This window comes from Streptomyces sp. SD31, from assembly GCF_052068475.1.
Taxonomy (GTDB): domain Bacteria; phylum Actinomycetota; class Actinomycetes; order Streptomycetales; family Streptomycetaceae; genus Streptomyces.
In genome coordinates this window covers 135,464-158,206 of sequence record NZ_JBQHCX010000021.1, presented here as the reverse complement: position 1 = coordinate 158,206, position 22,743 = coordinate 135,464, and the positions used below count along the sequence as shown (strand labels likewise).

Sequence of the window (22,743 nt, the reverse complement as noted above, 5' to 3'; positions counted from 1 at the left end):
GTCGCCACTTGATTTAAGGAGTGAGGTAAGGGGCCGTCAATACCTTGGTACAGACCAGAGTTGAGGTCGTGGCGCGGTCGTCACCGCCCGGCATGATTCGTCCGCCGCCGAAGTGTTCGGTTTCTACGCTGCTCACCATGAACGCCGCACACATCGGCGAACTCCTCGCCGTCCTGGGCGCCGGCATCGCCGCCGGTGCCATCAACGCCGCCGTCGGCTCGGGGACGCTGATCACCTTTCCCGTCCTGCTCGCGACCGGCCTGCCGCCCGTCACCGCCACGGTCTCCAACGCGCTGGGTCTGATCCCCGGCTCGATCACTGGGGCCGTCGGATATCGCCGGGAGCTGCGCGGGCAGCGCCGCCGCATCCTGAAGTGGAGCGCCGGCGCCCTGCTCGGCGGGGTCACCGGCGCCGCGCTGCTGCTGGCCCTGCCCGCCTCGGCGTTCGAACGCGTCGTGCCGGCCCTGGTGGGCCTCGCCCTCGTGCTGGTCGTCCTCCAACCGCTGATCAGCAGGAAGCTGAGCGGTCGCCGGGCACGCAAGGGGCGATCCGCGCGTCCCGACGGCGGCCCCCTGCTGCTCGTCGGACTGACCCTGGCCAGCGTCTACGGCGGCTACTTCTCCGCTGCCCAGGGGATCATCTACGTCGCCCTGATGGGCATGCTCCTCGACGACGGCCTGCAACGCCTCACCGCCGTCAAGAACGTGCTCGTCGCCGTGGTCAACTCCGTCGCCGCGCTGTTCTTCCTCGTCGTCGCGGACTTCGACTGGACGGCCGTGGCTCTCCTCGCGGTCGGATCCGCGGTCGGCGGCCATCTCGGAGCCAGGACAGGCCGCCGCCTGCGTCCTTCGGTCCTGCGCGCGCTCATCGTGGTGGTCGGCACGGTGGCCATCGTCCAGTTGGTGCTGCGCTAGTCCTTGCTAGTCCTTGCCGGAGCGGGGCCTTCGGGCGTGCACCGCGCGGCTCAGCCGCCGGCCCAGCAGGAGGTAGCCGATCAGGGCTCCGGTGGTGTTGAGGATGACGTCGTCGATGTCGAAGGCACGCCCCGTCACCAGCGCGCCCTGCGCGAACTCGACGAGAAGCATGACGGTCGCCGTCAGCAGAAGGACGCGCAGGACGCCGCGCGTCCGTGGGGCGAGGACGGGGACCAGGATGCCGAACGGAACGCCCAGCAGCAGATTCCCGCCGATCTGCCGGACTGCGTCGCGTAGTTCGGGCTGGTCCAGATAGGCCCGCAGGGAGCGGCCCGGACGCAGGTTGGTGTGGGTCAGGGCCTCCGAGGCGGGGGAGGGCTGCAGGGTGAGCTTCGCCAGGACGACGGCGAAGGCGACCATGAACGCGAAGGCGCACATCATCGCCAGGAGACGGGCGAGGAAGCGCAGGGGGTCTTGCCTGGAGCGCGGGGTGCGCTCGGACTTGGCGGCGCGCTTGGACTTGGCCCCGCCTGTGGGCTTCGCGCCGCCCGAGGATTTGGCGCCGCCCGCCGACTTGGCGCCGCCTGGGGTCTTGGAAGTGCCGGGGCGTATCGCGGCGCGCGAACGTGAGGTTCCACGGGCCATGCGGTCCTCCAGTCTTCAACTTCCCTTCGTAATAAGGGGATTACCCCGGTACCCCGATGAGATGCCGCCCCGGCCGCTCCGGGGCACGGCCGCCCGCGGTTTCCCTTCATGCTGTCGGGGCACTCCGGCCGGAGACCCGCGCGTCCGCCGCCTCCGGCGCCCAGGGTGGTGTTTGGATGACGCGGAACCGCAGTAACGAAAGTAACGGAAGTAACGGAAGTAACGGACATCTGGACATCCGGCCCGCGGAGGTGGCGTATGGACCGGCGTACGACGCTGCTCGCCGCGGCCGAGTTCCTGGCCTGGTGGGCCGCGCTCGCCCTGCTGTGGCTGGTCCTCATCAGCGCCGTGGACACCCTGGAGCTCGCGGTCGGCGCGGGCGTCGCCGGCGTGGCGGCGCTCGCGGCCGTCGCCGCACGCCGGGCGGTGACCGGACGATGAACGGCTGGCTCCTCGCGGCGACCGTCGTACTCGGCGGGGGAGTGGGCGCCGCCCTCTGGGGCATCGCCACCGGACCGCTGCGGCGCCGGGTCGTGGCCCAGAACCTGGCCACCGCCCTGGCCTGCCCCGGACTGCTCCTGCTCGCCCAGGGGTACGAGCGCCCCTCGTACGTCGATGTCGCCCTGGTCCTCGCCCTGCTGGGCCCCGTCGGCACCCTCGTCTTCGCCCGCCTGCTCACCGACGAACTCGCCGCCGACCCGCCGCGCGCCTGGGGCCTGACCTGGGCGGCCGCAGCTCTTGTCGCGGCGGTGGTCCTGGCGCTGTGCGTGGCGGTCGGGCCGAGCCGGGCCATGGTGAAGCTTCTGCTCACGGGTGCGCTCCTGATCGGCGGGAACATCGTCGCCTCCCATGCGCTGTCCGGCGGTTTCGCGGGGGTGCGCGGTGGCTGACGCGGTGATCGGCGTAGCGCTGGTGCTCGTCGCCGTCTGTGCGACCGTGGCGGTGGCCGTCCGCGACCCCGTGCGCCAGGCCCTCGTGCTGGCCGTCCTCGGCGTCGTACTCGCCGTGCTGTTCATCGCGGTGCAGGCACCCGACGTCGCCCTGTCGCAGCTGGCGGTCGGCGGCGCCCTCACCCCGCTGCTGCAGCTCCTGTCGGTCCGCAAGGTCAAGCGGCGAAAGGGGCGTGAGCGATGACCCCGCGCACCCGGCTGTGGCTCGTCCTCGCCGGCGGCGCCGGCCTCGCCGTGCTCCTTGTCGCCGCCTGCCTGCGGCTGCCGGACTTCGGCGGCGACAGCCACCCGTACGGCGACCGCGCCGTGCACGAGTCCCTAGCCCGTCGCACCGCCAACTCCATCGCCTCCGTCAACTTCGACCAGCGCGCCTTCGACACCCTCGGCGAGATGACCATCCTGTTCGCGGCCGTCGTCGGCTGTGTCGTCCTGCTGCGGCAGACCCGCGACGAGCACCGCGCCCGGCCCGAACCCGCCGACGTGGCCCCGCCCGTACGCCGATACGCCCTGATCGTCCTGCCGATCGCCCTGGTCACCGGCCTGTACGTCATCGCGCACGGCCAGCTCAGCCCTGGCGGCGGCTTCCAGGGCGGCGTCGTCGCCGCGACGTCCCTGCACCTGCTCTACCTCGGCGCCGACTACCGCGCCCTGGAACGCATCCGCCCGGTCGGCCTCTACGAGGTCGGCGACGCCGTCTCGGCCTCCGCCTACCTCGTCACCGGCCTCGCGGGCCTCATCGGCACTGCCGCGTTCCTCGCCAACACCCTGCTGCCGTACGGCACGTTCAACACGCTGTCCTCCGGCGGGACCGTGCCGCTGCTGAACGCGGCGATCGGCATGGAGGTGGCCTGCGCGGTCGTCGTGCTGCTCGCCCGCTTCCTGGACCAGGCCGTCGAGATCGAGGAGGAGAGCGGGAAGTGAGAGCGCCGTGATGGATGTCCTGCCGTACCTCGTCGCCGTATGGATCTTCCTGGCCGGCTGCTACGGCCTCGCCACCAGCCGCAATCTGATCCACGCCGTCGGCTGCCTGTCCGTCTGCCAGTCCGCCACGTACGTCCTGCTGCTGGCCGTCGGCTACCGCGACGACGCCACCGCCCCCGTCTTCTCCGACCTCGAGCCCGGCTCACGCCCGGTCGTCGACCCGGTGGTTCAGGCCCTCGCCCTGACGGACGTCGTCGTAGGCGCCACCGTCACCGCCCTTCTCCTCGCCCTCGTCATCCAGGTCTCCAAGCGGCACGGCACGATCGACCCCGACGAACTGACCGAGCTGCGCGGCTGATGAACGACCTGCTGCCGCTGCTCGTCGCCGTACCCCTCCTCGGGGCCGCCCTCCTGGCCGCCGGCGGACGCCGCCTGCCCCGTGTCCTCGCCGAGTCCGTGGGCTGCGCCGTCTCGGCGGGCACGGCCGGGCTCGCGATCGTGCTGCTGCTGAACTCCTCGCCGCCGATGACCGAATGGGTCGGCGGCTGGACGCCCGTCGAGGGCCGCAGCGTCGGCATCGTCCTGGTCGGGGACGGCGCGGGCCTCGGCATGGCGGCCCTCGCCTCGCTGCTGACCCTCGCGGCCCTGGCGTACTCGTGGCACTACTTCGAGGAACCCCCGCGGCGGCACGCCGGCTCCTTCCCCGCGCTGCTGCTGCTGTTCCAGGCGGGCATGTGCGGGTTCGCGATCGCGGGCGATCTGTTCAACGCGTTCGTGTGGTTCGAGCTGATGAGCGTAGTCGCCTACGCGCTGACCGGGCACCGGGTCGAGGAGGCCAGGGCCGTGCAGGGCGCGCTGAGCTTCGGGGTGATCACCTCGCTCGGCGCGTACGCCATGCTGATGGGCATCGGTCTGCTCTACGCCCGCACCGGCGAGCTCGCCATGGCCCAGATCGGCCGCGGCCTCGACGCGCACGGGCCGCCGGACGCGCTGGTCCTCGCCGCCTTCGTCCTCGTCCTGACCGGCCTGCTGGTCAAGGCAGCCGCCGTGCCCTTCCACTTCTGGCTACCGGACGCCCACGCCGTCGCACCCACCCCCGTGTGCATGCTGCTGTCGGGCGTCATGGTCGAACTCGGCGTGTACGGCGTCTGGCGCGTGTACGGCACCGTCTTCGCCGGACCCGGTGGGATCCCGGCGGCCGACCTGGAGCGGGTGCTCGTCGTCCTCGGCTGTGTGACGGCGGTGATCGGCGCGGTCATGTGCTGGTACCAGCGGCACATCAAACGGCTGCTGGCGTGCTCGACGGTCGCCCACACCGGGCTGTTCCTGATCGGCGTCGGAGTACTGACCCCCGAGGCCGACGACGGAGTCGCGCTGTACGTCCTCGGGCACGCCGGCGTGAAAGCCGCCCTGTTCGCCTGCACGGGCATCCTCCTCGACCGGTACGGCACCGTCGACGAACACGCGCTGCACGGGCGGGCCCGGGAGCTGCGCGGTGTCGCCGTGCTGTTCGCGGTGGCCGGGCTGGCGCTCGCCGGACTCCCGCCGTTCGGGACGTCGTTCGGGAAGGCCGTCACGGAGGAGGCCGTGGGCGGTCCGCTCACCGTGCTGTACGTCGCCGCGACCGGCGTCACCGCCGGGGCGGTGCTGCGGGTCGCCGCCCGGGTGTTCCTCGGACTCGGCCCCCCGCCCGAGGAGGACACCGAGTACGAGACGACCGGCGCCGGCGAGCGCCCCGAGACCCGGCACCGGCTCAGTCGCACGCCCGACACCATGACCGCGGTCCCCGCCCTGCTGCTCGCCGGCTCACTCGCCGTCGGCGTGGCCCCCGGCTTCGGCGAGGTCGTGGCGCACGCCGTCAACGAGGCCGGGTCCGGCGGTGCCGTGGTGCCCGCACCGCACTGGAGCCCGGCCGGCGTGCTGCTCGACCTCGCCTCCACCGCGCTGGCCGTCGCTCTCGCGGCCCTGGCCGTCACCCGGCCGGGGCTCCTCACCGCCCCGGACCGGGCCCGGCCGCTGCGGCGCCTGCAGTCCGGGCACGTCGGGGACTACGTGGCCTGGGTGCTGGTCGGCGCCACGGTGCTCGGCGCGCTGGCCCTGCCGGGCCTGCTGTCGTAGGTTCGCCCAGCGTCCCAGCGTCCCAGCGCCTCAGAGGCTCAGGCCCCGTACGTCACCTTCACCTCCTTGAAGCCGAGGGAGTGGAGCAGGCCTTCGAGCATGTTGGTGGTGTTGGTCTCGGCGCGGGCGGTCAGCTCGCTCTCCTTGGCCGCGTCGCCGATGTGCTTGACCGCCAGCTTCTGCACGGCCTGTTCGCTGTTCGGATTGTCCGAGAAGAGGTCGCCGAGGCGGTCGAGGAGACCGCGCTCCTTGGAGACGGCGTAGGAGCGGTCGGGGTCCAGGGCCGGTTTGCCGAGGGCCGCGTGCGGGAGACGGAGTGCGGCGGACGTACGGTCGTCGTTGACCGTGACGTCGTCCTCACCGACCTTTCCGAGGTCGACATAGGCGTCCACGGTGCCCGCGCCGACGTACAGCGTGCGGGTGCCGCGGATCGCGTCGGGCAGGAACTTGGCGTCCTTCTCCAGATCCACGACGATCTGGAAGTTGCCGGAGGCGGCGTCGTAGCGGCTCATGTCCTGGATGGACTGCAGCAGTGCGGGACCCGAACGGTCGTTGGTCTCCGTGCCGAACAGATCCTTGAGGCCGGGGATCACGCTCAGCCGGATCCCGGCGAAGAAGACGACGAGCACCAGGATCAGGGCGCTCACCGCCTTCGCCCAGCCGGGCATGCGCTTGTTGACGCGCTTGATGGGAGTCGTCATGGCGACGGTCCTCCTTCCCTATTCAACGAAGTACCCCCAAATGCCGTGCCGGACCTGTCCGTTGGCCGATTGCCCCCCCTGACCGGTGCGAGGCGGCGCACTAACGTGGGGAACCGTCCGTACCGGCGCGTCTGGAGACCCGGATGAGCGCAGACAGCACCTCCCGGCCGCTTCCTCCCATGCACCGCATCCGCCTTCCCGAGTCCGGACCACCCCGGCTCGGCACCCTCGCCACGGGCACCCCGGTGTGGCTCGTGACCCGGTACACCGAGGTGCGGCAGGTGCTCATGGACCCTCGGTTCAACAGGAGTTCGCTGTACGCGGCGGACGCCCCGCGCCTCCTCGTCGTACCGAACCTCCTCGATGCCCCCGACGGGCTCCTCAACCAGGACGGTGCCGCCCACCAGGCGCTGCGCGGCACGGTGCAGCGGGCCTTCACGCCCCGGGCGATCGCGCACTGGCGGCCCTGGGTGGCCTCGGTGGTCGAGGCGCTCCTCGACCACCTCGCCGAACAGAACCGGCCCGCCGACATCATCGAGGAGTTCACGCGGCCGCTGCCCGTCTCGGTGATCTGCCGACTGATGGGGCTGGAGCACATGGACGGCGAGCGGATCCGGCACTGGGCGGACCACGCCCTGTCCGGCGGGGCGCACACGGCCGAGGAAGTCGCCCTGGTGATGCGGGAGTTCGGCGAGTTCGCCGGTCGGCTGGTGGCCGAGCGGCGGACGTCCCCCGGCGACGACCTGGTGAGCGGGCTGGTCGCGGCGGGCGACGAGCTCGGCATCGACGAGCGGCGCCTGGTCACCCTGGTCTGCGGACTGGTCGTCGCCGGGCACGAGACCACCATGACGGCGCTGGGCAACGCCGTCGTCTACCTCCTCACCGACGGGCAGGCCGCCTGGCCGGGCCTCGCCAAGGACACGGAGGCGGCGGCCACCGCGGCCGAACAACTGCTGCGCACCATCCCGCTCAGCGAGGGACGGGTCCTGCCCGGGCTGATCCGTCGCGCCGTCGAGGACACCGAGGTGGGAGGCGTGCTGATCCCGGCGGGCAGTGTGGTCGCCGTCCAGACCAATTCCGCCGGGCGTGACCCGGACGTCTTCCCGCCCGGCGAACCCGACCTCTTCGCACCCCTGCCCTCACCCGGCATCGCCTTCGGCGCCGGACCCCACCACTGCCTGGGTGCCTGGCTCGCCCGCCTGGAACTCGAACTCGCCCTGCACCGCCTCGCCGCCCGCTTCCCACGCCTGCGCGCCGAGTTCAAGCCCGAGACCATCGAGCGGCGGGAGGGCCGGATGACGCGGAGCCCGCTCCGGTTGCCCGTGTCGTGGTGAGGCCATCACCACACGTCCACGCCCCGGCGTGAGCCGCAACGTTTCTGCAGAGGTCAGTAGCATGAGTCCGCCATCCGGAATGATCATTCGAGGAGCGGATCGTGCGAGAGATCGCCGTGTTCAGCGGTAGTGCCCACCCCGAACTGGCGGCGGAGGTCTGTGCTCATCTGGGGGTGCCGCTCAGCCCCACCCGGGTCAGCCGGTTCGCCAATGACTGCCTGGAGGTGCAGCTCCAGGCCAACTGCCGCGAACGGGACGTCTTCCTGATCCAGCCGCTGGTCCGGCCGGTCCAGGAGCACCTGGTCGAGCTGCTGCTCATGTGCGACGCCGCGCGCGGGGCCTCCGCACGCCGGATCACCGTCGTCATGCCGCACTACTCCTACGCCCGCTCCGACAAGAAGGACGCGCCCCGCATCTCCCTCGGCGGCCGGCTCGTCGCCGACCTGATGGTGGCGGCCGGCGCGAGCCGGGTCCTCGCCATGACGCTGCACTCGCCCCAGGTGCACGGCTTCTTCACGGTGCCGGTCGACCACCTGCACGCGCTGCGCGAACTCGCCGCGCACTTCCGCCAGTACGACCTCTCGCGCACCACGGTCGTCTCGCCGGACCTCGGCAACGCCAAGGAGGCGGCCGCGTTCGCGCGGTTGATCGGCGCCGGAGTGGCGGCCGGCGCCAAGCAGCGGTTCGCGGACGACCGGGTCAGCATCAACTCCGTCATCGGCGAGGTGACCGGGCGGGACGTCATCGTCCTGGACGACGAGATCGCCAAGGGCAGCACCGTCCTCGAACTCCTCGACCGGCTGCGAGAGTTGGGGCCCCGGTCGATCCGGGTCGCCTGTACGCACGGCCTGTTCGCGTCCGGCGCCCTGAAGCGGATCGGCGAGCAGCCCGACGTACTGGAGATCGTGTGCACCAACACCGTGCCGGTCCCGGCGGAGGAGCGCACCGAGAAGCTGCGGATCCTCTCCATCGCCCCCGCGCTCGCCGAGGCCGTACGCCGCATTCACAACGGGGAGTCCGTCAGCGCCCTGTTCGACGCGCCGGGAACCGAATAGACAGGAAGGAGCGGAGCAACGCTCGGCATCACCCGGATGCACGGCTCGCCATCACCGGATGCTCAGGAGGGCTCGCCATGGCGAAGGCGAGAAGGGGACCCGCAGTGGTCGCAGTCGGTGCTCGACCTGCTGGAGGCCGTCGACACAGCCGTCCCGGAACCGGAGCGTGATGTCGACAGGCCGTTCCTGATGCCGATCGAGGACGTGTTCACGATCACCGGGCGCGGCACGGTCGTCACCGGCCGGATCGAGCGCGGCAGGCTGCTGGTGAACAGCGAGGTCGAGATCATCGGAATCCACGACCGGAGGACGAGGACCACCGTCACTGGCATCGAGATGTTCCGCAAGCTCCTCGACGAGGGTCGGGCCGGTGAGAACGTCGGGCTGCTGCTGCGGGGCGTGAAGCGGGAGGACGTGGAGCGCGGCCAGGTCGTCATCAAGCCCGGATCGGTCACCCCGCACACGGAGTTCGAGGCGCGGGCGTACATCCTGTCGAAGGACGAGGGCGGCCGGCACACGCCGTTCTTCCAGAACTACCGTCCCCAGTTCTACTTCCGCACGACGGACGTGACGGGTGTGGTCACCCTGCCGAAGGGCACCGAGATGGTCATGCCGGGCGACAACACCGGCATGCACGTCCAGCTGATCCAGCCCATCGCCATGGAGGAGGGGCTGAAGTTCGCCATCCGCGAGGGCGGCCGGACGGTGGGGGCAGGGCAGGTCACCAGGATCCTCAAGTAGCCGGCTGGCCCAGGGCCGCCTCCAGTGTCGGGTGCGGGGGCAGCAGCCGGGACAGGCCGGTGATCCTGAGGACGCGCAGGGTGAGCGGGTGGGTGCAGAGCAGGTGTAACTGCCCGCCGTGCTCCTGAACCCGGCTGCGGGCGCGGTACAGCAGGCGCAGCCCGGAGCAGTCGAAGAACTCGACCTGCCTGAGGTCGATCACGATCCGGGCGTCGGGGTGTGCCGTCACCCGGTCCAGGTAGGGGGCTATCTCCACCGCCGCCGAGATGTCGATCTCGCCGCGGAACTCCAGCACCGTATGGCCCCGGTGCCGGTGGACGCGCAGATGCCGACTGAACGGCGCAGGTTCCTGCTGCACGACGACATCGCCTCCAACCTGCCCACTTGCGGTGGCTGCTCAAATCCAGTCCCTGCACGGCAAGTTACCCTCGATCGAGCGAATCTGAGCATGTTCGATTGACATATGTCTTCGAATTGCGACAGAGGTTTCGTGAGATGTCCGGGATGCGGCTACGACAGCGCGTGCCAGGCCTTCGTGAGTGCCTGGCGCAACTGCTCGGTCTGGTGAGCCGTGAGGTCCCGTACCATCCGCTCCTCCAGCTCCCGCACGGCGCCTTCGTGCCGTGCGAGCAGCTCGCGCCCCGCATCCGTGAGCAGGATCAGCAGCTCCCGGCGATTGCGCGGATTGCGCTCCCGGCGGACCAGTCCACGGTTCTCCAGGCTCCGTACCAGATCGGCGATCGACTGCGCCGTGACGAACGAGTCGCGCGCCAGCTGCGCGGCCGACAGCCCGTCGTGCCGCTGCAGCACGGTGAGCGCCGTGTACTGCAGCGCGGTGATCCCGGACGGCTTGACCAGCTCGTCCAGGTGGGAGCGCACGACGAGCTCCACTTGCTTCACCATGTAGAGAAGCGACGGAGGTGCCTTGGTTGCCTGGGCGTCGAGCATGAGTTCAGCCTAGAGCATTGACAGGAAACCTGTCTGTAATGAGACTGCGGACAAACAGGAATCCTGTTGGTTGAAATCTTAGCGATGAGGCTGAGGAGTCGTGATGACCACCTTCGAGATCGAACCCGGTCGGTTGTTCATCGGGGGCCAGTGGCGTGAGGCCGCCGACGGAGCGCGCACCGAGGTGGTCGACCCGTCCCGCGGCGCGGTCGTCACGACCGTCGCGGACGCCGGTGCCGCCGACGTGGACGCGGCCGTACGCGCCGCCCGGGACGCCTTCGACGAGGGCGCCTGGTCCGGGCTGAGCGGCCGCGAGCGCGGCAGGGTGCTGCACCGCATCGCCGAGCTGATCCGGGAGAACGCCGACACCATCGCCGAGCTGGAGAGCCGCGACGTCGGCAAGCCGATCACGCTCGCCCACGCCGTCGACGTCACCAACGCGGCCAACGACTACGAGCACTTCGCCGCCCTCGCCCACGCCCTGGACGGCTCCGTCCGGGACACCCCCATGAACGCCCTCGCCTATGTCCGGCGCCGGCCGCTCGGCGTGGTCGCGGCGATCACCCCGTACAACTTCCCGCTGATCCTGGCCGGTTCGAAGATCGCCCCGGCGCTCGCGGCCGGTAACACGGTGGTGCACAAGCCGGCCGAGGAGACCCCGCTCAGCGCGCTGTACATGGCCGAGCTCTTCAAGCGGGCCGGTGTCCCCGACGGCGTCGTCAACGTCGTCACCGGCGGCCCGGCGGCAGGTGAGGCGCTGCTGCGGCACTCCGGGGTGGACAAGGTCGCCTTCACCGGCTCGACCGGGGTCGGTCGGAAGGTCGCGGCCATCGCCGGTGAGGCGCTCAAGCCGGTCACCATGGAGCTGGGCGGCAACGCGGCCCACGTCGTCTTCGAGGACGCCGACCTGGAGAAGGCCGTCGGCGCGGTCATCAAGGGCTTCGTCTTCAACACCGGCCAGTTCTGCATGGGCGGACCGCGGCTGCTGGTGGCGCGCCCCGTCTACAGCACGCTGCTCGGCATCCTCGCCGACGCCGTGCCCGGCGTACCGCTCGGCGACCCGCGCAAGCCCGAGACCGTCGTCGGCCCGATGGCGGGGGAGCGGCACCTGCGCAAGGTCGAGGAGTACGTCGACCTGGCCCGCAAGGAGGGCGGCCGCATCGTCTGCGGCGGTGAGCGGCTCGACCTGGACGGCGGCTACTACTACAAGCCGACCGTGATCGCCGACCTGCCGAACGACTCCCGGGTGATCCAGGAGGAGATCTTCGGCCCGGTCCTCACCGTCCAGCCCTTCGACTCCGAGGACGAGGCCGTCGAGCTCGCCAACTCCACGCCGTACGGGCTGGCCTCCGGCGTCCAGACCGGCAACCTGGCCCGCGCCCACCGCGTCGCCGACCGGCTCCAGGCCGGCATCGTCTGGGTCAACGACTGGGCGATGCTCGACCCCGCGGTCCCCTTCGGCGGCGTCAAGGACTCCGGCTTCGGCCGCGAGTACGGGCCCGAGGCGCTCGACGCCTACACCACCACCAAGTCCGTCGTCGTCTCGCTCGACTGAGCGCACCGTCAAGGAGATTCGCCAGATGTCCATCCCCACCCGTGCCGCCGTCGTCGAGTCCGGCGGAGCACCCTTCACCCTCTCCGACGTCGAGCTCGACGAGCCCGGACCGCACGAGGCCGTCGTACGCATGGTGGCGACCGGTCTGTGTCACACGGACCTCGGCGTGGCGAGCGGCGGACTGCCCTTCCCCCTCCCCGGCGTCCTCGGCCATGAGGGCGCGGGCGTCGTCGAGGCCGTCGGCCCGGCCGTCACCGGCGTCGCGCCGGGCGACCACGTCGTGCTGTCCTTCACCTCGTGCGGCGAATGCCGCAACTGCCGGGGCGGCCACCCCGCCTACTGCGCGACCTGGCTGCCGCTGAACCTGATCGGCGGGCGCCGGGCCGACGGCAGTAGCACGATCAGCCGGGGCGGCGAGGCGCTCGGCGGTCACTTCTTCGGTCAGTCCTCCTTCGCCGAGCGGGCGCTGGTGGACGAGGCCAGCCTGGTGAAGGTCGACCCGGAGGTGCCGCTCGCCTCGATCGCCCCGCTGGGCTGCGGTGTGCAGACCGGCGTCGGCGCCGTCTGGAACGTACTGAAGCCGGTCACCGGCAGCACCGTCGTCGTCCTCGGCGCCGGAGCGGTCGGCCTGTCCGCCGTCATGGCCGCCGCCCTCACCCCCGCCACCAACATCGTCGCCGTCGACCGGGTCGGCGAACGCCTGTCACTGGCAAAGGAGTTGGGCGCCACCCACACCGTCAACGCCGCCGAGGCCGACCTCGCCGAGGCCCTCGCCGGGATCACCGGCGGCCAGGGCGCGGACGGCGTCGTGGAGACCACGGGCAACGTCGGCGTCCTGCGCCAGGGCGTCGACGCGCTCGCCGCCCGCGGCACCCTGGTCGTCGTCGGCGCCCCGCCGTTCGGCACCGAGGTCGCCCTGGACGTGAACGGGCTGCTCGGCGGCAAGCAGGTCGTCGGCCTCACCCTCGGCGACGCCGAGACGCAGACCTTCATCCCCGCCCTGGTCCGCCTGGTGAAGGAGGGGCGGCTTCCGCTGCACCGCCTGATCAGCACCTATCCGTTCGCGGAGATCGACCAAGCGGTGCGGGACATGGGGGCGGGGAAGGCGATCAAGCCCGTGCTGACGTTCTGACTCAGCTGACGAGCAGCACCAGCTTGCCCGTCGTCCGGCCGGTGTCGCCCAGCGCATTTGCGCCTCGGCGGCATCGGCCAGCGGGAACGTACCGGCGATCTCGGCGCGCAACTCGCCCTTCTCGACGAGGTCCACGATCGCCCGCAGGTCAGCGCGGTCCGCGTCCACGAGCATGCGCACGCCCCGGACGCCGAGCCGCTCGGCCTCCTCGTAGAACCCGTCCGGCCCGACCGGCAGGATCGAGACGACCAGGCCGCCCGGGCGCAGCACCCTCAGCGAGCGCACGGACGTCTCACCGCCCAGGGTGTCCAGCACGACGTCCACGTCCTGCACGGCCTCGGCGAAGTCCGTCTCCCGGTAGTCGATCAGCTCGTCGGCGCCGAGGCTCCGCAGGAACGCGTGCTTGCCCGCGCTCGCCGTGCCGATCACATACGCGCCCCGCGCCTTGGCGATCTGCACGGCCACGTGCCCGACCCCGCCCGCGGCCGCGTGGATCAGGACCCGCTGCCCCGGCTTCAGGTCGGCGTACTCGACCAGGGCCTGCCAGGCGGTGAGGGAGACCAGCGGCAGCGCCCCCGCCTGAATGTGGTCGATCGAGGCCGGCTTGTGCGCGAAGGTGCGCGCCGGCGCGGTGACGTACTCGGCGTGCGAGCCGTGGCCGAACGGGTAGGACAGCATGCCGAAGACCTCGTCGCCGGGCTGGAACCTGGCGACGCCGATGCCGACCGCCTCGACCACGCCGGAGACGTCCCAGCCCAGGACGAAGGGCGGCTCGCCCAGGAAGCCGCCGTTCGCGCGGTGCTTCCAGTCGGTCGGGTTGACGCCGGCGGCGCGGACGCGGACCAGCACCTCGTTGGGGCGCGGCGTCGGGCGCTCGATCTCTACTTCCTTGAGGACCTCGGGACCGCCGAGGACGTCCTGGCTGATGGCTCGCATCGTGTTCACAGTGCTCATGGGGAAACAGCCTGCCGGGGCCCGCCGCACAGGAAAATGGCACGATTGCCAACCTTCGATAGGATTGTGCCATGAGTGGAGAGCGAAGCGGTGAACGGTGTGTGGAACGGGTCGTGGTGCTCGCTCTGGACGGCGTCTACCCCTTCGAGCTGGGCATCCCCAGCCGGATCTTCGGCGCGGCCGACGGCCGGTACGAGGTGCTGACCTGCAGCGTCGACGGCCGACCGGTGCGCAGCAACGCGGACTTCACGATCGGCGTGCGGCACGGCCCGGAGATCCTCGCCACGGCCGACACCGTGGTGGTCGCGTCCATGGCGGCCCCGTACATCCCCCTGGAGCTGCCTGCCGAGGTCGCCGACGCGCTCGCGCTGATCCGCCCGGACGCCCGCATCGTGTCGATCTGCACCGCCGCCTTCGTCCTCGCCGCGGCGGGCCTCCTGGACGGCCGGAGGGCCACCACGCACTGGCAGGTGACCGAACCGTTCCGGCGCCGGTACCCGCACGTCGACCTGGACCCGGACGTCCTCTTTGTGCACGACGGCCGCATCCTCACCTCGGCAGGCGCCGCCTCCGGCGTCGACGTCTGCCTGCACATCGTCCGTACCGACCACGGCCATGAGCTGGCCAACGCGGTGGCCCGCCGCTGCGTCGTGCCCCCCTTTCGGGACGGCGGCCAGGCCCAGTACATCGAGCAGCCGGTCCCGGAGAGCGGAGCGGCGAGCACCGCCCCCACCCGCGCGTGGGCCCTGGAGCGCCTCGACGAACCCCTCACCCTGGCCGACCTCGCCGCCCACGCCCGGATGAGCCGGCGTACCTTCGCCCGCCGCTTCAACGACGAGGTCGGCCTCAGCCCCGGCCGCTGGCTGATCCAGCAGCGCGTCGCCCGCGCCCGGCATCTGCTGGAGTCCAGCGACCTGCCCGTGGACCAGATCGCCGGCCAGGTCGGCTTCGCCACGGGGGCCTCCCTGCGCCAGCACCTGCACGCCGCGATCGGAGTCTCGCCGCAGGCGTACCGGCGCACGTTCCAGGCGGCTGCCGCCGGCTAGGCACGAACGTTCCTGCCCGCCGCCGCGTCGAAGGATCAAGACAGCAGGGGGCACAGAGGGGGCAGGAATGCGCAGAGGGCTTGTGGTGGTGCTGGTGGCGGCGGCGGTCGTGGGATGCGGAGCCGAGGGGGAGAGCGTGGTCGTCCAGGGCACGCCGCCGCCCACCCCGTACGACGGACCGCTCTACGTCCCCGTCCGGAACCTCGACGAGGACGGCCCGCGGGCGACACGCATCGAGTCGGGCGCCGCGGGCCGGGCACTGGAGTGCGACGGGGAGATCTATTCCGGCGGGGGTGGCGAAACGTGGAGCGAGGGGGACGGCGGATCCACGCCCGAGGAGGGCCTGACGGCGTACTTCGACATCGAGCAGCCCGATGTGCCGCGGTCCGGCTACCGCGTGGAGCGGGAGGAGAACGGCCGGGTCCTGTTCTCCTACGACGTCGACGGGCGGACGAAGGTGGCGGTCGTCGTCGCCGAGGACCGCAAGGACCGCCCCGGTTGGGGCCCGGAGACCAGCGCCTCCTGTGACCCGGCCGAACTCCCCGAGAGCTTCACGGCCACCCAGGAGTACGAGATCTGGACCGACGAGGACGGCCGCCGCGTGCCCATCACCGAGATCAGCAGCTCCGCCGGATCGGCCCACTGCGACTGGCAGCAGGCGCACTTCCTCGCACTCGGCACGTACCGGGACCGCAAGCTGTACGCCCGCGATCCCGACGGTGTACTCGACCCCGGCATGCTGAACGCCCCCTACGACGGCGACGTATCCATGCCCGGCGACGCGCACGACACCGGATACCGGCTCGGCGACCGGCGGCTGTGGCTCACGGATGAAAAGTCGATGGCATACGTCCGCACCCCCGACGGCGTCGAGGCCTGGCCCCGCGTGAAGGACGGCATGGGATGCAAGTGAACCCCGCGTGAACCCGAGCGTCGTTTTCTCCAACTGTGCTGGTCAGTAAAGGTATTTGTCGATGTTTGTGCTCTTGGCTGACAGTGATGGAACCCTCACTTCCGCCAACCTGCCCGGTTGATCCTTTTGCGTTCAAACCCGATAAGCTCCCGTTCGGCGCTGCGAGTTGACTCGGTCGCGATCGGTCGTCTCGCGGTGCGTATGCAACAGTGCGTTCCCCCCTTGCACACCCCCCTGTTCGATCGTGTTGCTTGTAAGGATGCAGATGGAACTCGCCACTCCGCCGCCGGCGGCGCGGGCCCCTGTCGCCTGGTACAGCTGGTGGCTGATGCCGCTGGCCTTAGGAGGCGGGACGGTTGCCGCCACGTTCATGAGCTCCGAGCGAATAACCGCCGGTGTCGCGGGTGTCGCGGCGACGGCCGCGAGCGCCGTCTGCGTACGGCTGCTGATCCGCACCCGCACCCAGCTGAGCCGCTCCGAGGGTTCCTTCCGCACCACGCAGGCCGAGCACTCGCAGCAGTGGCAGCAGCATGTGGCGGGCCTGGAGCGGAAGTTCACCGCGGACCGCGCCTCCCTGGAGGGACGGCTCACGGATCAGGCCGGCGCGTACGAGGCGCAGCTCGCGGAGCAGCGCTCGACGTACGAGGCCCAACTGGCCGAGCAGGCACGCGCCTTCGAGGAGCGCCTCACCGCCCAGGCGACGTCGTACGAGTCCCAGCTCACCGACCAGGCCGAGGTGTGGCAGGAGCAGCTCGCGCACCAGCAGGGCGCGGTCGCCCGACTGGCGAACGAGCAGCTGCCCGAGGCCCTGAAGCAGCTGCGCGCCGGCGAGGCCATCGACGACCTGCTGCCCGCGGCCAACCAGTGCGCCAAGGTCAGCGCCGACCTGCAGGCCGAACTGCGCAAGGTGCTGCGCACCGCCCTGATCGGCGTGGAGGAGGAGTTCAACCGCTCGACCTCCGCCGAACAGGCCGTCATCAGCATCGGCAACCGTATCCACGTGCTGACCAGCAAGCTCCGCGGCCGCCTGCACGAGATGCAGGGCGAGCACGGACGGCTGCCCGCCGTGGCCCGCGGTCTGATGGAGCTGGACCAGGAGCTCGGCCCCGCCGACTCGCTTGCCGCGAGCATCGGCGTGCTCGGCGGCTCGGACCGGCCGGGACGGCAGTGGCAGGAGCCGCAGCGCCTGCTCAGCGTGGTGCGCGGCGGTATCGGCCGGATCAAGGACTTCCACCGCGTCGAGGTCCGCCACCTGCCCGAACTCGGCGTGGACGGCGGCCTGGTGGACCACCTCACGCTGATCTTCGCGCACCTGCTGGACAACGCGGCCCGCTACTCGCCGCCCAGCGAGCCCGTGCTGGTCTCCGGCAAGGAGGTGCCCAACGGCGTCGGCATCGAGATCCAGGACTCCGGCAAGGGCCTGAGCGACGAGAAGAAGCGCGAGGCCGAGGACGCCCTGACCGGCACCGCGGCCGGACCGGGCATCGGCGGCATCTCCGAGGACGCCAGCCTCGGCCTGCGCGTCGTCGGTGCACTCGCCCGGCGCTACGGCATCCGCGTCACCTTCGCGGACTCGCCCTGGCTCGGTACTTCGGTGGTGGTGGTGGTTCCGCACAAGTACTTCAGCCCGCTGCCCGCCGCCCCGGCCACCGCCGCGACCCCGGCGGCCCAGCCGGCCGAGCCCGCCCCGGTGCGCACGGCGGCCACCGCCGAATGGACGGCCGAACCCGGCGAGGCCGTGGACACCACGCCCGGCGGACTGCCCCGGCGCCGCAGCAAACGCAACGAGGCGGCCGCACCTCAGTCGGCCGAGCGCCGGGAACGGACCGAGGAGACCGTCGTCTCCGCGGTCCCGCCGGACGCCTCGTTCGCCGGCCTGGCTGCCTTCGCCACGGCCGGCCGGGAGGCCGGCGAGGAGTCCACCGAGGAGGAGACCGCACCTGCCAGGCGCGGATCCACCGAGCACCGCACTGAAGAGAGCGACTAGTCCACATGACGCAACAGGGAACAGACGTGAGCTGGGCGCTCCGCGATCTGGTGGAGTCCATCCCGGAGATCCGCTTCGCCCTCGTGGCCTCCAGCGACGGCAAGGCCATCACCTCCTTCGGTGCCGAAGACCCCGACGACGTGGACCGGTTCGCGGCCGTGGTGGCCGGACTGCAGGCCCTGGCCCAGCCGGTCGCCGGGCAGTTCCCCAAGTACGCGGGACAGCTCAGGCTGGCGATGATCGAGGTGGACGGCGGCCACCTCTTCGTCGTGCGGGCCGGGGTGGAGACGTATCTCGGCGTCCTCGCCCGGGAAGGGCTCGACCAGGGGCTGCTCGGCCATCAGATGAGGGACCTGGCGCGCAGGATGGGCGAACTGCTCGGCACCACTCCGCGCCTGGAGGAGCACTCTGGATGAGTGCTCCCCGCCGGCCCACGAACCCGTCCGGTCTCGAGCGCTACTACGTCCTCACCCGGGGACGTAGCGGGCCGGGCGGTTCGGCGTCGAGCCTCGACGTGGCAACCCTCATCGTCTCCCGCACCGCCCCCGTACCGGGCACGCAGCACGAGCACGAGGAGATCCTCCGGCGCTGCCGCGATCCGCTGTCGGTTGCCGAACTCGGCGCCCATCTCGGATTGCCTTTCAACATTCTCGCGGTGCTGCTGACGGATCTGCTGGAGGCAGGCCATGTCGAAGCCCGTGACCCCATCCCGGCCCACCACGCCGGTCGCGGGCCCGACCTCGCGCTCCTTGAGGAGGTACTCAGTGGACTTGAAAGGCTTTGACCATCCGGGGCGGCCCGGTGGGTCCGGCCCCCGCTCGGTGAAGGTGATGATCGCCGGCGGCTTCGGCACCGGAAAGACCACCATGGTCCGCTCGGTCAGCGACATCAAGCCGCTGACCACCGAGGAGACGCTCACCCAGGCCAGCGCCGACGTCGACCACCTCATCGGGGTCGCCGACAAGACGCAGACCACCGTCAGCCTGGACTTCGGCAAGATCGGCCTCAACGACAGCCTGATGCTGTACCTGTTCGGCACGCCCGGCCAGGAGCGGTTCTGGTTCCTGTGGAACGGCCTGTTCAAGGGCGCGCTCGGCGCGGTCGTCCTGGTGGACACCCGACGGCTCGCCTCCAGCTTCCGCGCCATAGAGGAGATGGAAAGGCTGGACGTGCCGTTCGTCATCGCGCTGAACGTCTTCCCCGACTCCCGGGAGCACCCGATCGAAGAGATCCGGGACGCCCTGGACATCTCCCCGCACACCCCGATCGTGGCCTGCGACGCCCGCGACCGGGCCTCCAGCCGTGACGTCCTCGTCACCCTGATACGCCACTTGAAGGAACGCTCTGCCGTCGCACTGGAGTCCCGATGAACGCCCAGCCCTTAAACGATCCCGACGCACCGGGCGGTTGCCCCGTCGCCCACGGTTCCGCCGAGCTCACCCGGCTGTTCGGGCCGGAGGCGTCGACCGACCCGTACGGCATCTACGAGCGGCTGCGCAAGGAGCACGGGTCCGTGGCGCCGGTGCTGCTGGAGGGCGACGTCCCCGCCTGGCTGGTCCTCGGCTACCGCGACAACCGGCGGGTGCTGGACAACCCCCGCCAGTTCAGCCGGGACGCCCGGATCTGGCGGGACTGGCGGGAGGGGCGTGTTTCCGAGACGTCACCGTTGATCCCGATGGTCGGCTGGCGGCCCGACTGCGTTTCCCAGGACGGCGAACCGCACCGCCGGTTGCGCGGCGCGGTCACCGACGGGCTGCTCGCGGCGTCCAGCCGCGGCGTGCGGCGACATGCCACGTACTTCGCGAACAAGCAGATCGACGCGTTCGCCGACGCCGGGCGCGCCGACCTGGTGGCCGACTACGCCGAGCACCTGCCGATGCTCGTGCTCACCCGGATCCTGGGCCTTCCCACGGCGGACGGGCTGCGCCTGGTCGAGTCGTGCGCCCAGGTCTTCAAGGGCGGCGAGGGCGCCCTCGAGGCCAACGGCCAGATCATGCAGATCCTCTCGGAACTCGCCGAGCGCAAGCGGGCCGAGCCGGGGGCCGACTTCGCCACGGCCCTGCTGGAGCATCCGGCCGGCCTCGACCACGACGAGGTCGTCAGCCATCTGCGCCTGGTGCTGATCGCCGCCCACACCACCACCAGCAACCTGCTGGCCCGGGTCCTGCAACTGGTCCTCACCGACGCCGGCCGGCTGTCCGGTCTGATCAGCGGGCAGCTGAACATCTCCTCGGTGGTGGAGGAGGTCATGTGGGACACCCCGCCGCTGGCCGTGCTGCCGGGCCGGTTCGCGGCCGCCGACCTGGAGCTCGGCGGCCATCACATCCAGGAGGGGGAACTGCTCATCCTGGGCCTGGCCGCCGGGAACCTCGACCCGGAGGTGCGGCCCGACTCGGCCGTCGCCGTGCAGGGCAACCAGTCGCACCTGGCGTTCAGCTCCGGCCCGCACGAGTGCCCGGGGCAGAACATCGGCCAGTCCATCATCGAGATCGGCGTGGACGTCCTGCTGCACCGGCTGCCGGGCCTGCGCCTGGCCGTGCCGTCGGAGGAGCTCTCCTCGACCGCCTCCACCTGGGAGTCCCGGCTCGACAGCCTGCCGGTCGAGTTCTCCGTCTGACACCACCGCTGCCCGGCCGGACCCCCGGCCGGGCAGCGCCGTTTCCTACTGCGTTCTGGAACGGGATCGAGGCGTCAGCCGTCGAGCCAGTCGCCTGCGACGTCCGTGGGTCGGTATCCCGTGGCGTTCCAGAGGAAATGCGGGTGGGCGCCGCCGAACATGTAGGCGAGCAGTGCGGTGTCCTCCCTCCCGGTTTGAGGGTCATGCAGGGAGTGAAACCTTTCGGCTCCGACCACGCCGGAGTCTTCTTGGACCTGACGAGCGCGGGCCGGGGACGATGCGGTTCTGGATGCCTCCACAGCGGCGATGTAGGTGCGGCGCAAGATCTCCCATGCGCTGTCGATGTTGCCGTACCAGGGGCCGTGCAGCGCTTCGAAGGCATGGAGCTCGGCGTCGAACAGGGGCCATGTCTTGGGGTATTGGGCTCGGCAGCGGGCGGACAGCTCGGCGGCCCGGTCGCTCAGTACCGGCACGGTGTGCCGCGGGGCGATGGTGAGGGTGGTGCCGTCGGTGAGGATGCCGGTGCACGGGTTGGGCTGCAGGTCGCAGAGCGGGCACGCCTCGGTCGGGGGGAGGCCCTGGGTGATGCCGTCGAACCACAGGGCGTGGCGGCCCGTGAGCCCCATCCAGACGATGGTGGTGGTCATCAGCCAGGTGTTCCACATCGCGTCATGCGCCTCGGGCATGCAGCCGTACTTGACGAGGGCTATGGCGCAGGCGGCGTAGAGGGCCTTGGTGTGGGTGGGCATGTCGGCGAGCCAGAAGTTGCTGATCTCGCCGGTGAGGGCGTCGGCCCGTACGTCGGCCATGTCGTCGATGACGCGGCACAGCAGCAGCGAGGCGAGGTTTTCTTCCTGCCAGAGTTCGCTGTCGGGTGCGACGTGCCAGAACAGGCAGTCCAGCATCTGCAGGATCGAGTAGGTGCTCTGGCTGAGGGGGTTGCTCTGGGGGAGCGTGACGTTGCCCGCGTCGTGCTGTTGGAGCCAGTACTCGTCGACGGATCGCTTATGGGCTGCGAAGAGTCCGGAGACCAGGGCCCGTGCGCTGTTGGTGCTGAAATTCTCGGCCAGGCGGGCTTCGACATGTTGGGTGAGGCGTGTCGTATCTATGGTGTCGATCACGCGTTTGTATTCGTGGAAGACGAGGATGTCGTCTTCGAAGCGGTGGCGGTGGCCAAGGTCTCGTTCGAGGTCGTTCATCTGCCGGGTCCAAGACCAGCCACCGGTCAGGACGCTGTCGAGTTCCCGGCGGTTCGGCCAGGTCTTGACGGTGAGGGGCCGACCGGCGCTCTGCCGCCAACGGTAGTCATCCAGCGTGCGTGCGGGGGGCGTGGGTATTCGACGGCACAGAGGGCAGGTGCAGACGGTCGTCTGCTCCTCCTCGCGCGGCGGGGTGAGTGCCCGGCTCCTCCACGCCCCTTCCAGCATCGTGCAGGTCAGCCGGCAGACCTCGATGTCGGTGCCGACTTGGGGGAAGGCTGCTTCGATCACACGCAGGCCGGCGTCGAGGTGCCTCAACCTGGCGTAGCCCTCCTCGTCGGGCGGGAGGAACGCGGGCCGCGCCAGATGGAGGGCTCCCTCCACAGGCAGCGTGGTGCTGAAGTGGGGGGATCCGAGTGCGTTCAGCCGCTGCTGAGCGGCGTTCTGGGACCTTCGGTACTGCTCCGTGGTCCCATTGATGCGTTTCACCAGGAGGCGGGCCAGGGTGTCCCCCGCCTCCGTGGGCTGGAGCTGGGCGCTTGCCTGCGCCGGGAGCAAGCTGTCGGCGGACGCCTTCGGGACAGCATTTACCACTCGAGATTGCACACCGGTCTCCCATTGAGCTGTGGTCCTGGCAACGGAATCGATCGACCGTGGTCGTCGGCCGGTCGTGTCCGAGAAACTTCTGTACTTTTCGCGCCGGCCTCGCCGAACAACCGGACTCACGCGGCCGGCTCGGGCTCCTGCCGCGAACGACCGCGAGGGGCACGACTGCTGCGTTGACAGCCGAGGAAGCGAAGCGGATCGAAGCACTCCTGCTGCAGGACGAGCACCGGTATCGGCGCCTCAGCTGCGTTGATCAGGAAGCCCCCGCGGCCTGCTGCCCGCGGGGCGCGGCGGGGCGACGATGAGCTCACGCGCCACCTCGGCTGCGCGGTCCGGCTGGTTGGCGTCGAACTGGTCGGCGCGGAGGAAGGCCAGGGAGAACCTGTCTGGTGACGGGGGTGTCGAAG

General features: G+C 70.8%; 23 protein-coding genes and 2 pseudogenes. 19 read left to right on the top strand and 6 right to left on the bottom strand.

What is annotated here, in order from left to right; all coding sequences use genetic code 11:
- Positions 1-137 precede the first annotated feature (137 nt).
- Entirely contained in the window at positions 138-914 is a 777-nt protein-coding gene (locus tag ACTMVF_RS36420) for a sulfite exporter TauE/SafE family protein (RefSeq protein WP_441275340.1), read from the top strand.
- A 6-nt stretch (positions 915-920) separates the two neighbouring features.
- On the opposite strand, the gene ACTMVF_RS36415 is transcribed toward ACTMVF_RS36420, so the two are convergent.
- Positions 921-1,559, bottom strand: coding sequence for a VanZ family protein (locus tag ACTMVF_RS36415; RefSeq protein WP_441275339.1), 639 nt, complete (start codon positions 1,557-1,559; stop codon positions 921-923).
- Positions 1,560-1,817: 258 nt separating this feature from the next.
- Here ACTMVF_RS36415 and ACTMVF_RS36410 point away from each other — a divergent pair, with 258 nt between their 5' ends.
- The 6 genes from ACTMVF_RS36410 to ACTMVF_RS36385 are packed head-to-tail and all read left to right on the top strand — an operon-like array spanning position 1,818 to position 5,548.
- Entirely contained in the window at positions 1,818-2,000 is a 183-nt protein-coding gene (locus ACTMVF_RS36410; RefSeq protein WP_441275338.1) for a hypothetical protein, read from the top strand.
- A complete protein-coding gene (locus tag ACTMVF_RS36405; RefSeq protein WP_441275337.1) occupies positions 1,997-2,449 on the top strand; it encodes a monovalent cation/H+ antiporter complex subunit F in 453 nt (150 codons plus the stop codon). The genes ACTMVF_RS36410 and ACTMVF_RS36405 overlap by 4 nt, the downstream gene beginning before the upstream one ends.
- Positions 2,442-2,693: a hydrogenase subunit MbhD domain-containing protein gene (locus tag ACTMVF_RS36400; RefSeq protein ID WP_441275336.1), complete on the top strand. Its 252-nt coding sequence runs from the start codon at positions 2,442-2,444 to the stop codon at positions 2,691-2,693. Before ACTMVF_RS36405 ends, ACTMVF_RS36400 begins: the two co-directional genes overlap by 8 nt.
- Positions 2,690-3,430, top strand: a complete 741-nt coding sequence (locus ACTMVF_RS36395; RefSeq protein WP_441275335.1) for an MnhB domain-containing protein — start codon at positions 2,690-2,692, stop codon at positions 3,428-3,430. Before ACTMVF_RS36400 ends, ACTMVF_RS36395 begins: the two co-directional genes overlap by 4 nt.
- A 10-nt stretch (positions 3,431-3,440) precedes the next feature.
- Positions 3,441-3,788, top strand: a complete 348-nt coding sequence (locus ACTMVF_RS36390; RefSeq protein ID WP_441275396.1) for a sodium:proton antiporter — start codon at positions 3,441-3,443, stop codon at positions 3,786-3,788.
- The gene (locus tag ACTMVF_RS36385; RefSeq protein ID WP_441275334.1) at positions 3,788-5,548 is read left to right on the top strand and encodes a complex I subunit 5 family protein; all 1,761 of its coding nucleotides are present in this window, start codon (positions 3,788-3,790) and stop codon (positions 5,546-5,548) included. The genes ACTMVF_RS36390 and ACTMVF_RS36385 overlap by 1 nt, the downstream gene beginning before the upstream one ends.
- Before the next feature lie 38 nt (positions 5,549-5,586).
- Here ACTMVF_RS36385 and ACTMVF_RS36380 read toward each other — a convergent pair whose 3' ends face one another.
- Positions 5,587-6,249 carry a DUF4230 domain-containing protein gene (locus tag ACTMVF_RS36380; RefSeq protein WP_441275333.1) on the bottom strand — a complete coding sequence of 221 codons (663 nt, stop codon included), beginning with the start codon at positions 6,247-6,249 and terminating at the stop codon, positions 5,587-5,589.
- A gap of 143 nt (positions 6,250-6,392) precedes the next feature.
- Here ACTMVF_RS36380 and ACTMVF_RS36375 point away from each other — a divergent pair, with 143 nt between their 5' ends.
- The 3 genes and pseudogenes from ACTMVF_RS36375 to ACTMVF_RS36365 form a co-directional block, all read left to right on the top strand.
- Complete coding sequence (locus ACTMVF_RS36375; protein ID WP_441275332.1) at positions 6,393-7,583, top strand: cytochrome P450; 1,191 nt, start codon at positions 6,393-6,395, stop codon at positions 7,581-7,583.
- Between the two features lie 101 nt (positions 7,584-7,684).
- Positions 7,685-8,638, top strand: coding sequence for a ribose-phosphate diphosphokinase (locus tag ACTMVF_RS36370; protein WP_441275331.1), 954 nt, complete (start codon positions 7,685-7,687; stop codon positions 8,636-8,638).
- Between the two features lie 90 nt (positions 8,639-8,728).
- Positions 8,729-9,379, top strand: a pseudogene (locus tag ACTMVF_RS36365) (EF-Tu/IF-2/RF-3 family GTPase); the annotation flags it as partial.
- On the opposite strand, the gene ACTMVF_RS36360 reads toward ACTMVF_RS36365, so the two are convergent.
- Together ACTMVF_RS36360 and ACTMVF_RS36355 are read right to left on the bottom strand one after the other, a co-directional pair.
- Positions 9,372-9,737 (bottom strand): anti-sigma factor antagonist, encoded by a 366-nt coding sequence (locus tag ACTMVF_RS36360; RefSeq protein WP_441275330.1) that lies wholly within the window; start codon positions 9,735-9,737, stop codon positions 9,372-9,374. The pseudogene ACTMVF_RS36365 and the gene ACTMVF_RS36360 sit on opposite strands and share 8 nt — an antisense overlap.
- A gap of 152 nt (positions 9,738-9,889) precedes the next feature.
- Positions 9,890-10,327, bottom strand: a complete 438-nt coding sequence (locus ACTMVF_RS36355; RefSeq protein ID WP_441275329.1) for a MarR family winged helix-turn-helix transcriptional regulator — start codon at positions 10,325-10,327, stop codon at positions 9,890-9,892.
- Positions 10,328-10,430: 103 nt separating this feature from the next.
- On the opposite strand from ACTMVF_RS36355, the gene ACTMVF_RS36350 reads away from it, so the two are divergent.
- Positions 10,431-11,882 (top strand): aldehyde dehydrogenase family protein, encoded by a 1,452-nt coding sequence (locus ACTMVF_RS36350; protein WP_441275328.1) that lies wholly within the window; start codon positions 10,431-10,433, stop codon positions 11,880-11,882.
- Between the two features lie 25 nt (positions 11,883-11,907).
- The gene (locus tag ACTMVF_RS36345) at positions 11,908-13,014 is read left to right on the top strand and encodes an NAD(P)-dependent alcohol dehydrogenase (RefSeq protein ID WP_441275327.1); all 1,107 of its coding nucleotides are present in this window, start codon (positions 11,908-11,910) and stop codon (positions 13,012-13,014) included.
- Between the two features lies 1 nt (position 13,015).
- Here ACTMVF_RS36345 and ACTMVF_RS36340 read toward each other — a convergent pair.
- A pseudogene (locus ACTMVF_RS36340) lies at positions 13,016-13,968 on the bottom strand (NADP-dependent oxidoreductase).
- A gap of 71 nt (positions 13,969-14,039) precedes the next feature.
- On the opposite strand from ACTMVF_RS36340, the gene ACTMVF_RS36335 reads away from it, so the two are divergent.
- From ACTMVF_RS36335 to ACTMVF_RS36305, 7 genes are all read left to right on the top strand, one after another.
- Positions 14,040-15,014 carry a GlxA family transcriptional regulator gene (locus ACTMVF_RS36335; protein WP_441275326.1) on the top strand — a complete coding sequence of 325 codons (975 nt, stop codon included), beginning with the start codon at positions 14,040-14,042 and terminating at the stop codon, positions 15,012-15,014.
- A gap of 67 nt (positions 15,015-15,081) precedes the next feature.
- A complete protein-coding gene (locus ACTMVF_RS36330; protein WP_441275325.1) occupies positions 15,082-15,927 on the top strand; it encodes a hypothetical protein in 846 nt (281 codons plus the stop codon).
- A 265-nt stretch (positions 15,928-16,192) separates the two neighbouring features.
- Complete coding sequence (locus tag ACTMVF_RS36325; RefSeq protein WP_441275324.1) at positions 16,193-17,914, top strand: ATP-binding protein; 1,722 nt, start codon at positions 16,193-16,195, stop codon at positions 17,912-17,914.
- A gap of 5 nt (positions 17,915-17,919) precedes the next feature.
- Positions 17,920-18,330, top strand: a complete 411-nt coding sequence (locus tag ACTMVF_RS36320) for a roadblock/LC7 domain-containing protein (RefSeq protein WP_441275323.1) — start codon at positions 17,920-17,922, stop codon at positions 18,328-18,330.
- Positions 18,327-18,698 (top strand): DUF742 domain-containing protein, encoded by a 372-nt coding sequence (locus tag ACTMVF_RS36315; RefSeq protein WP_128435830.1) that lies wholly within the window; start codon positions 18,327-18,329, stop codon positions 18,696-18,698. Before ACTMVF_RS36320 ends, ACTMVF_RS36315 begins: the two co-directional genes overlap by 4 nt.
- Positions 18,679-19,284: a GTP-binding protein gene (locus ACTMVF_RS36310; RefSeq protein ID WP_441275322.1), complete on the top strand. Its 606-nt coding sequence runs from the start codon at positions 18,679-18,681 to the stop codon at positions 19,282-19,284. Before ACTMVF_RS36315 ends, ACTMVF_RS36310 begins: the two co-directional genes overlap by 20 nt.
- Complete coding sequence (locus ACTMVF_RS36305) at positions 19,281-20,531, top strand: cytochrome P450 (RefSeq protein ID WP_441275321.1); 1,251 nt, start codon at positions 19,281-19,283, stop codon at positions 20,529-20,531. Before ACTMVF_RS36310 ends, ACTMVF_RS36305 begins: the two co-directional genes overlap by 4 nt.
- A 74-nt stretch (positions 20,532-20,605) precedes the next feature.
- On the opposite strand, the gene ACTMVF_RS36300 is transcribed toward ACTMVF_RS36305, so the two are convergent.
- Positions 20,606-22,288: a hypothetical protein gene (locus ACTMVF_RS36300; RefSeq protein WP_441275320.1), complete on the bottom strand. Its 1,683-nt coding sequence runs from the start codon at positions 22,286-22,288 to the stop codon at positions 20,606-20,608.
- Positions 22,289-22,743: the final 455 nt, after the last annotated feature.